General features: G+C 72.4%; 1 protein-coding gene. It reads left to right on the top strand.

Annotated features, from left to right (window positions below; all coding sequences use genetic code 11):
- Nucleotides 1-1,053: 1,053 nt before the first annotated feature.
- Nucleotides 1,054-2,480, top strand: a 1,427-nt coding sequence (locus tag QK444_RS35545; protein ID WP_282786412.1) for an AAA family ATPase, incomplete at its 3' end; no start/stop codon positions are given.

Raw genomic sequence — 2,480 nt, 5'->3', positions numbered from 1 at the left:
GGCGGTCACGCGCCAGCGGCCGAGCCGGTTCCCGGCACGTCCCCCGGCGGTAGGCACCGCGCCCCGACCACGCCACCGCCGAGCCCGCCCACGCGCTACGGCACGCCGCAGCCCGGCGGCCCGCAGCATCCCGGCACGGCGAATCCGGCTACCCCCGAGGGGAATCCGTCCGCCGCTCAGCCGCACGCACCCGCGGCCGAACAGCGCTGGACCGCTCCCCCGACCGCCTCGCCGACGCACCCGGCACCGGACGAAGCTCGCCCCGACACCGCGGCCGAGTCTCAGGCCCCGTACGCGACTCCGCGGCCACCGGACCCGCAGACACCACCCGCACGCGGCGCACAGGTCCCCGGTTCGACAACCGCGCGAGAACCGGACTCAGCCGGTCCGCTGGCACCCGACACTGCCGGTCCCGGCCCTATCGACCGTGGGCCGAGTTCGCCCGCAGCACAGCGCAACACACCGGCCGACGACCGCCACGCACCGGATACGACGGGTTCCGACCCTGCCGACCGTGGGCCGGGTTCGCCCGTACCGCAACACAACACACCAGCCGACCATCCCGAGACAACGGACGCAACCGACCCCGGTCCGGGCGACCGTGGGTCGAGTTCGCCCGTACTGCAACACAGCACACCGATCGACCATCCCCAGACAACGGACGCAACCGACCCCGTCTCAGTCGGCCGTGGATCGAGTTCGCCCGTACCGCAGAGCAATCCCGCTCCCGGCCACCCGGCACCCACGCCGCAGAATCGGTGGGCCTCCCCGCCTGCCGCACACCCCGAGCACCGGGCGCCGGAAGAGCGGCCGACCAGCGGTCCGATCGACCGCCCGGGATCGGACGGGGCAGGAGCGCGGGCGGTCGGACCCTGGGCGAGCGCCGCGACCGGTCCCCAGGCGGGTGGCCCGCACTCGACCGGTCGGTCGCACACGGTTCCACCGGATTTCGAGTCCGGCGACAGTGCGCCGCAACCGGATGCGGCGCGGTTCCAGTCCGAGCAGCAGGCTCCGGAGCAGGGGCACGCCGCGCCCTACCCACCCACGCCGACGATGGCCTCGGAACAGGACGGCCAGCCTGGACTGCCTTGGCGGCAACAGCAGCCGACCGCGTACCCCCAGCCTCCCGAACCGCCCTCACCGAGCCTGTACACCCAGGCTCTGGAGCAGCCCTACGCCACGCACGGTCAGCCCGGCCCCGGCGGTCAGCCTGACTCCGGCGAGCGGCCCGAACCGGAGCAACCCGCTCAGGGTCGACCCGAGCAGCCGAATCCGGGCCAGCCCGACTACGGCAGCCGGGCCGGACACCCGCACCCCGGTCCCGCCTACCCACCTCACCCCGGCCACAGCCAGCCCGGCCACAGCCAACCCGGCTACGACCAGCCCAGCCACAACCAGCCCGGCTACAACCAGCCTGGCTACGGTCAGCCCGGCTACAACCAGCCTGACTACGGTCAGCCCGGCTACGGTCAGCCTGACTACGGTCAGCCTGGCTACGGCCAGCCCGGTGCGCCCGCACAGCCGGGTTACGGCCCGGCGGGGGGCGGGCGTCCGTACGGCAATCCCGCTGCCGCACAGGGCGGCCCGATCCCTTCACTGGATGACGTCCCGCTGCGCCGCGCCAAGAAGGCCCCGGGTTCGGGGTGGCGGCGGGCCGTCCATCACCTGTCCGGCGGCGCCGTCAACCCGGGCATGTCCGCCGAGGAGCGCCGCCTACAGGAGCTGGTGGCCCGCATTCGCCAGCCCGTGCGCGGCGACTACCGCATCGCGGTGCTCTCCCTGAAGGGCGGTGTCGGCAAGACCACCACCACCATGGGCCTGGGTTCCATCTTCGCCTCCATCCGCGGCGACCGCGTGATCGCCGTGGACGCCAACCCCGACTTCGGCACCCTCTCCCAGCGCGTCGCCCTCCAGACCCGCTCGACGGTGCGAGATCTGTTGCTGGACGAGCACATCCAGCGCTACTCCGACGTCCGCCGCCACACTTCCCAGGGCACCAGCCGCCTGGAAGTGCTTGCCAGCGAACGGGACCCGGCCGCCTCCGAAGCCTTCAACGAGGAGGAGTACCGCGCCGTCGCCCGCATCCTGCAGCGCTTCTACAACATCATCCTCACCGATTGCGGTACGGGCCTGATGCATTCGGCCATGGCGGGCGTCCTGGATCTGGCCCACTCCCTGGTGCTCATCTCGTCCTCGGCCATCGACGGCGCCCGCAGCGCCGCCGCCACCCTGGACTGGCTGTCCCTGCACGGCCACGACCACCTGGTCCGCAACGCGGTGGTGGTCATCAACCTCCCCCGCCAGGGCTCCCCCAATGTCGGCATCCAACAGCTCCGCGAGTACTTCCTCGCCCGCTGCCGAGCCGTCCACATCATCCCCTTCGACCAACACCTCTCCGAAGGCGCCGAAATCGACCTGTCCCGCCTGCACAAAACCACCAAGCGCGCCCTGGTGGAACTCGCGGCAACCGTCGCTGACGA

The organism is Nocardia sp. CC201C (genome assembly GCF_030010695.1).
Lineage (GTDB): Bacteria > Actinomycetota > Actinomycetes > Mycobacteriales > Mycobacteriaceae > Nocardia > Nocardia otitidiscaviarum.
This window is presented reverse-complemented; position numbering and strand designations above follow the sequence as displayed.